Source organism: Nocardia cyriacigeorgica NBRC 100375 (assembly GCF_000308555.1).
GTDB lineage: Bacteria > Actinomycetota > Actinomycetes > Mycobacteriales > Mycobacteriaceae > Nocardia > Nocardia cyriacigeorgica.
This window is the reverse complement of record NZ_BAFY01000033.1, coordinates 44851-52509: the sequence shown is the minus strand read 5'-3', so window position 1 is coordinate 52509 and position 7659 is coordinate 44851. Positions and strand designations below refer to the sequence as shown.

The following is a 7659-nucleotide window of genomic DNA, read 5'->3' as shown; positions in this document are numbered from 1 at the left end:
GGGGCCCGCCTCACGCGCCGCGAGTCCGCTCTGTCCGGGCTCACGCTGTGGCAAACCGCCCGGCCCGGCTTGACCGGGCTGACGCTGCGGCAGGCCACCGGGACCACGCTGCGGCAGACCGCCTGCGGCGCCCGGCTGAGCTGCCGGGCCGGCCTCACGCTGCGGGAGCCCACCGGTCGGCTGCGGCACGCCGTTGGATCCGGGTTGACGCTGCGGCAGACCGGTGTTCGGATCGCGCGGCGGCGGGGTGGCGGCCGGACGTTCGGCCTGCGGGCCACCCGGCCGCGGCGGCACCGGGCCGCCGGGTACGACATTGCGCTTGGGCATGGCCGCGGCGGCCAGCTTGCCGCGCTGCGGGCCCGTGCCCCGCTGGCCGGGTGCGGGGCGCAGGGTGGCGCCGGACTGCTCGGCGTCACCGCGCAGACCCGAGGCCATCGCCGAGCCGGGCTGACGCTGCGGCAGTCCGCCGCCGGGGGTGGCGGGCGCACCGGCCGCGGCCGCGCGATCCTCGGCACTGGCCGGGATCGGACCGCTCACGCCGGGATCGACGGTGACCATCACGTTGCCGCCAGGAGTGCGGCTGACCGAGCGCATCTGCATCGACGAGGGAGCCGAGGGCCGCTGCGGGCCACCGGCCTGCACCGGCGACGGCTGCGGAACCAGCGGACCGGAGCCGCTCTTGTCGGCGACGATCAGCCCGACCGGAACGTGCACGGTGACGGTGACGCCGGGATCGCGCGCGGTGTCGAAGGTCGGGCGCAGCCGCACGCTCAGCCCGTGCCGCTCGGCGAGCCGGCCGACCACGAACAGACCCATGTGGCGGGCGGTATCGGGGCCGGGCTCGGCGGTGGTTTCGAGCCTGCGGTTGATCTCGGCCATCTCCGTGGGCGGCATACCGATACCGCGGTCGGCGACCTCGATGAGCAGGCCCTGATCGTGTGCCTGGGCGAAGGTGAACTTCACATCGGTTTCCGGCGGCGAGGCTCGCAGCGCGTTGTCGAGCAGCTCGGCGAACAGATGCGCGAGGTCGGAGGCGGCCGGTTCCTTGAGCGAACCGCGCGGGGTGGCGCCGAGCTTGACCCGCTCGTAGTCCTCGACCTCGGAGATCGCCGCACGCAGCACGTCGGCGATCTCGACCGGCGCGGACTTGGCGCGGCGCTGTTTGGTACCGGCCAGAATCAGCAGGTTGTCGCCGTTTCGGCGCATACGGGCGGCGAGGTGGTCCAGCCGGAACAGGTTCTCCAGCAGGCGCGGGTCCTTCTCGTCGTACTCCATCGCCTCGATCAGCGTGAGCTGATGATCGACCAGCGACTTGGAGCGGCGAGCCAGGGTCTCGAACATGTCGTTGACCTGGGTACGCATCTGCGCCTGATCACTGGCCAGGCGCAGGGCCTGACCATGGATGTCGTCGACGGCGCGGGCCAGCTGACCGATCTCCTCCTCAGAGCGGATCGGCATCGGCTCCAGCGGCACTTCCTCCGGCGACGCGCCGTTACGCAGCTGGGCGACCTCATGCGGCAGGTCGCTCTCGGCGACGCGCAGCGCGGCCAGGCGCAGCCGGTGCAGCGGCACGATCATCGACCTCGCGACGAACACCGCGAGCAGCAGCGCGGCCAGGATGGTGAGCAGCACCACGACGCTGTACATGATGGCGTCGGAGCGGGCGTTGTCGGCGAGGTCGCGCACACCGCTGACGATGTCGTCGGTGGCCATCGCGACCAGCGCCTCGGTGGTGTCGAGACTGGACAGGATCGATTGGCGGGCCTCACCGAGCGGCAGCTGCCCGGCTTGGGCCTCCGGGCCTTGGATCATCGCCGCGCGGGTCTCGACGCCGGTGCGCAGGTCCTGGATATTGCGGTCGTTGGCCGGGAATCGCTGTGCGAGCAGGTTGAGCAGCGCGCGCTCGGTGTTGTTGGCGACCAGATAGGTCTGCAGACCGGTCTCCCGATCGCGCAGGTAGTCGGCGACACCGACGATCTCGCCGACCATCGACGCGCGGGTGTTGAGCGAGTCGACCAGGCGCAGCTTGGCCTCGTCGATCACCGGGTCGCTGACCTGGGTGACGATCTGTTCCACGGCCCGCACACCGGCGCCGCGGTACCGGTCGATCTCTGCGGCAGCCTCGGTGGGCGTGAGCGGCGTCGGGGTCAACCCCTGCGCCCGCACCTGCTTGGCGAGATCGATCATCTCCTGCAGCGGCTGCTGCGCACTCGGGAGGTCGGAGAGTTCACCGACCGCGCCTTCGGCGGCGGCGATCGCCTTGTCCAGGTCGACCAGGTTCTCGTCGGTGACCAGCGATCGGCCCCCGATATTGATGACCTGCGAACCGGCGACGGTAGAGGTCGCGGCACTCAGACCGGTGACGACCGGAATGACCTCGACGTTGTCGGCGGCGGAGGCGAGTCGATTGGCCTCGCTCCACTCGGACGAAATCTTGGACACGCCGAGTCCGACCGCGACCGCCAGCGGTACGGCGAGGACCGCCGTAACCTTCCAGCGCAGGTCCCAGTTGCTGAGCGCCCAGCGCTTTCTGCCGGACCTAGCGGCGTCACGCATCTCCCACTCACTTTCCAAACTGGCCCCAGCCACGCGCCATCAGCGGAACCTCCACAATCGCATGCTGGCTCGACAGACAGTGCTGGCCGAGATCTGCGGCTGGCCGAGAAATTGCGTCTACGACGGACCGAATAAGTGACATCAGATTCTAACGGATCAATAACTTCTTGGTTGACCCCGCATCGGCACTCGCCCAGTGACCAGCCCGTTCCAGGCAAAACCAAAGGTCGCGGCACCCACCCGGGCGTCGCGTGAAGTCTGCCACAATCGTGCTGATCTATCGAGGCGGGCATCGAAGCGAGGCTAGGGAGCACGGGTTGAACGCGAGGAACGAGTACCGACCGGTCTACCAGACCAGCCTCGTCGATCCCGCCGAGTTCTGGGCCCATGCTGCCACCGCCGTCGACTGGGAGGTACCCCCTGAGCAGGTGATCGACACCACGGCCAGGCCTGCCGCCCGCTGGTTCCCCGACGCCACGCTCAACACCTCGTTCAACGCGCTGGACCGGCACGTGCGCGCACTGCCGGAGGGTTCCGAGGGCACCGGCGGCCGAGCCGACCAACCCGCACTCATATACGACTCGGCTATGACCGGTAACAGGGGGGTATACACCTACGCCGAGTTGCTGACGGAAGTGTCACGGTTCGCCGGCGCCATGTCACGACTAGGTGTCACCAAGGGCGACCGCGTGGTGATCTATCTGCCGATGATCCCCGAGGCCGTGATCGCCATGCTGGCCTGCGCGCGGATCGGCGCGGTGCATTCGGTGGTCTTCGGCGGGTTCGCCGCGCCCGAACTGGCCGCCCGCATCGATGACGCCGAACCCGTGCTCATCATCACCGCCTCCGGCGGCCTGGAGCCCGGACGCCGGATCGAGTACCCGCCGATCGTCATGCAGGCGCTCGACCTGGCCAGGACCACCGCTCCGCGCAACGTCATCGTCAAGCAGCGCGCCGCCTTCCCGACGATCCCGTTCCCGGCGCCGCAGCCTGCCACCGAATCGCTGCCGAGTTCGGCCGAGACCGTGGCCGCTCGGTGGATGGACTGGGAAGAGGCGGTGCGCGATGCCCCGTTCGCCGAGCCGGTGACCGTCGCGGCGACCGATCCGCTCTACATCCTCTACACCTCCGGCACCACCGGCCGCCCCAAGGGCGTGGTCCGCGACAACGGCGGACATGCGGTGGCGCTGTGCTGGTCGATGCGCAATATCTACGACGTCGGCCCGGGTCAGGTGATGTGGGCGGCCTCGGATGTGGGCTGGGTGGTCGGCCACTCCTACATCGTCTACGCGCCGCTGCTGGTCGGTGCCACCACGCTGCTGTACGAGGGCAAGCCGATCGGGACCCCGGACGCCGGTGCCTACTGGCGGGTGGTCGCCGAATACGGGGTGCACGTGCTGTTCACCGCGCCGACCGCGCTGCGCGCCATCCGCCGCGCCGATCCGAACGCGACCCTGGCGCACACCTACGACCTGTCCTCGCTGCGGGCCCTGTTCTGCGCGGGTGAACGGCTCGACCCCACCACCTACGAGTGGGCCGTCGGCACCCTGCTCGCCGAGCGGCCGGACTGCCCGGTGGTCGACCACTGGTGGCAGACCGAAACCGGCTGGCCCATCTGCGCCAATCCGCTCGGGCTGCAACAGTTGCCGATCAAGCCGGGGTCGGCATCGGTGCCGGTGCCGGGATATCGGCTGCGTGTGCTGGACTCCAACGGCAACCCGGTGGCAGCCAATGTCGAGGGCAATATCGTCATCGGACTGCCGTTGCCGCCGGGCGCGCTCAGCGGGCTGTGGCGCGACGACGAGCGGTACAAGCGCTCCTATCTGTCGGCCTATCCCGGCCACTATCTGACCGGCGACTCCGGCTATTTCGACGACGACGGCTATCTGTTCGTGCTCGGTCGCAGCGACGACGTGATCAATATGGCCGGGCATCGGCTCTCGGCGGGCAGCATCGAAGCCGCGATCGCCGGCCACGAAGCGGTGGCCGAATGCGCGGTGATCGGCCTGCCCGATGAACTCAAGGGGCAGCGGCCGATCGCGTACGTGGTGCTCAAGACCGGCGTCGAAGTGGACAAAGACCGGCTGCGCGAGGAACTGATCCAGCGGGTGCGCGAACAGATCGGCGCCATCGCGACCCTGCACGACGCGGTGGTGGTGGCCGGGCTGCCCAAGACCCGCTCGGGCAAGATCCTGCGCAAGACCATCCGCCAGATCACCGCCGGTGAGGAATACGAGGTCCCCTCCACCATCGAGGATCCGGCCGTGCTGGTGGCATTGGAGGATCAGATCCTGGCCGCGCAGCCGGAACTGTTCACCAGCCGTCCTGGCAATGGAGACGGCAACGGCAATGGCAACGGCGAAGTCGTGCCGGATTCGAATCAGGTCGCCCCATAACGGATCTGCTCGGCTCCTCAGAGTTTTCACAGCAACGGTTCACACGGGTGCCAGCCCTGGGCAATACCGTCGAGGCGTCCGTCACCGATCTTGTAGGAGGCAGCAATATGAAACGTTTTCGTGGCAGGGCCACCCTCGCGGCATTCACCGTGGCCGGGGCCGCCACCGTGACCGCCTTCCTCAGCCCCGCGATCGCGTCCGCGGGTCCGATGGAGCTGGCGGCGCCGCTGCTGGAATCGGAGTGTTCGTTCGCCCAGGTCGACGCCGCCCTGCACGATCAGGCGCCGCAGCTGGCCGCGATGCTCGACGCCAACCCCGAGGTCAAGGCAGAACTACAGGCCAAGTTCGAACAGCCGGTCGAGCAGCGTCGCGCCGAACTCCAGCGCTACCTCGACGAGAACCCGGAGGCCGCGCAGCAGGCCGAGAACGATCCGCGTGCCGCGGGCCTGAGCCAGACCATTCAGAAGGTCGCCGAGACCTGCAAGAACTACTGAGCTGATCGGCGCTCATGCCGGACGCCCTGGCGCGGCGTCGTGGCCGCCCGGCGAGCGTCGCGACCGGGCCGCGCCGGGAAACGACGGCAGAATGAACGACGTGAGCGCCGATCGCACGACCAACCCGACCGTCCTCGTCGTCGATGACGACGAGGACGTGCTCGCCTCGGTGGAGCGCGGGCTGCGCCTGTCCGGCTTCCAAGTCCTGGTGGCCCGCGACGGTGGCGCGGCCCTGCGCGCCGTCAACGAGCACTCCCCCGACGCCATCGTGCTCGATATGAACATGCCGGTGCTCGACGGCGCCGGCGTGGTGACCGCACTGCGCGCCATGGGCAACGAGGTCCCGATCTGTGTGCTCAGCGCCCGCAGTTCGGTGGACGACCGGATCGCCGGTCTGGAGTCGGGCGCGGACGACTACCTGGTGAAGCCGTTCGTGCTGGCCGAATTGGTGGCGCGGATCAAGGCGCTGCTGCGCCGCCGCACCGATGCTCCTGCCGCGTCCACGCCGGGCGCGGTCACCGTCGGGCCGCTGGAAGTGGATGTAGCCGGGTATCGGGCGCTGCTGCACGGGCGCGAAATCGACCTCACCAAGCGGGAATTCGAGCTGCTGTCCACGCTGGCCCGCAATGCCGGTGTGGTGTTGAGCCGGGAGCGGCTGCTGGAGCTGGTGTGGGGTTACGACTTCGCCGCCGACACCAATGTGGTCGATGTCTTCGTCGGATACCTGCGGCGCAAGCTCGAAGTGGAAGGAACACCGCGGTTGTTGCACACCATTCGCGGGGTCGGGTTCGTGCTGCGGGCGCCGAAATGAGCGGGCAGTTGTGAGCGCCGGGTCTCCGGAGAAGCCCGGCCGACGACGGTCCTACTCACTGCGCACCAGGGTCGCGGGCGCCGCGGCGGCCGGTGCGATTCTCATCATCACGATCCTCAGCGTCATCACGTTGCAGGCGATCGAGCGCGTCAATGTCGAGCAGACCGATCAGCAGCTCACGCTCGCGTCCCGTTTGGTGCTGATCGACCCGGTGATCGCGGTCGGGCTGGTCAACCTCATCGGCCCGAACGAGAACCTGGCGCTGACCGTCCGCGACAACGGCGAGCTCACCGCCACCACCGCGATCGAACTGCCCGATCTGCCGACGGGGTCGCACACCGTCACCGTGGACGGCGCGTCCTATCGCGTGCTCACCACCACCGAGAACCAACAAGCGGGACGCACTGTCTCACTGGGTATTCCGAATGCCGACGCTGCCCGTGCCACGGCCGAACAGCAGCGGTGGGTGCTGGCCGGTGGGCTGGTGGCGATCGCGGCCGCGGCGGGGCTCGGCTGGCTGTTCGGCGGGCGCGCGGTGCGGCCCATCGTCGATCTGACCCGTCAGGTGGGGACGCGCAGCGGCTACCGCGATCCCGAGCATCCGCCGCAACCGGTGGATGGTTCCGGTGTGCTCGAAGCCGAGCAACTCGCCGATGCGGTCAACACGATGCTCTCGCGCGTCGATCAGGCGCAGGGCGAAACCGCCGCCGCCCTGGAGACCGCCCGTGATTTCGCCGCCGTGTCCGCGCACGAACTGCGCACCCCGCTGACCGCCATGCGCACCGATCTCGAGGTGCTGCGCACCCTCGACCTGGACGAGGCCCAGCGCGCCGAAATCCTCGACGACCTGCACCGCAGCCAAGGTCGCGTGGAGGCGACGCTGTCGGCGCTGGAACGGCTGGCCTCCGGCGACCTCACCCACGAACGCGACCACGTCGACACCGATGTCGGCGACCTGTGCGACCAGGCCGCCCATGACGCCATGCGCCACTTCCCCGGTCTCACCGTGCGCATCGACTCCGACGCCGAACTCGTCACCCGCGGCCTGCCCGCGGGCCTGCGCCTGGCCGTCGACAATGCCCTGGCCAACTCCGTCAAACACGGCGCCGCCACCGAGGCCCTCGTCTCCGCGCACCGCGCACCGAACGGCCACATCATCGTCGCCATCGACGACAACGGCCGCGGCATCCCGGTGGAGGAACGCCAAGCCGTGTTCGATCGCTTCTACCGCGGCACCCAGGCCACCAAGGGCGGTTCCGGGCTGGGCTTGGCGTTGGTCGCGCAGCAGGCCCAATTACACGGCGGGCAGGCGTTTTTCGATGACGGGACGCTCGGCGGGGTGCGGCTGGTGCTGGATCTCCCGGCACGGCCGGCGCCCACCGGCTAGCCCTCAGCCGATTCC

General features: G+C 69.3%; 5 protein-coding genes. 4 read left to right on the top strand and 1 reads right to left on the bottom strand.

Translation table 11 applies throughout. From position 1 onward, the window contains the following. A partial coding sequence (locus RJ05_RS03415) for a sensor histidine kinase (protein WP_217998992.1) occupies positions 1–2556 on the bottom strand: 2556 nt, incomplete at its 3' end. A gap of 317 nt (positions 2557–2873) precedes the next feature. Between RJ05_RS03415 and RJ05_RS03410 the strand changes: the two genes are divergently transcribed. From RJ05_RS03410 to RJ05_RS03395, 4 genes are all read left to right on the top strand, one after another. After that, complete coding sequence (locus RJ05_RS03410) at positions 2874–4952, top strand: AMP-binding protein (protein WP_036532991.1); 2079 nt, start codon at positions 2874–2876, stop codon at positions 4950–4952. A 107-nt stretch (positions 4953–5059) separates the two neighbouring features. Beyond that, a complete protein-coding gene (locus RJ05_RS03405) occupies positions 5060–5446 on the top strand; it encodes a hemophore-related protein (RefSeq protein WP_036532989.1) in 387 nt (128 codons plus the stop codon). 91 nt (positions 5447–5537) lie between these two features. Then, positions 5538–6257, top strand: coding sequence for a response regulator transcription factor (locus RJ05_RS03400; protein WP_036532986.1), 720 nt, complete (start codon positions 5538–5540; stop codon positions 6255–6257). Between the two features lie 10 nt (positions 6258–6267). Next, a complete protein-coding gene (locus RJ05_RS03395) occupies positions 6268–7644 on the top strand; it encodes a HAMP domain-containing sensor histidine kinase (RefSeq protein WP_081597145.1) in 1377 nt (458 codons plus the stop codon). Positions 7645–7659 lie beyond the last annotated feature (15 nt).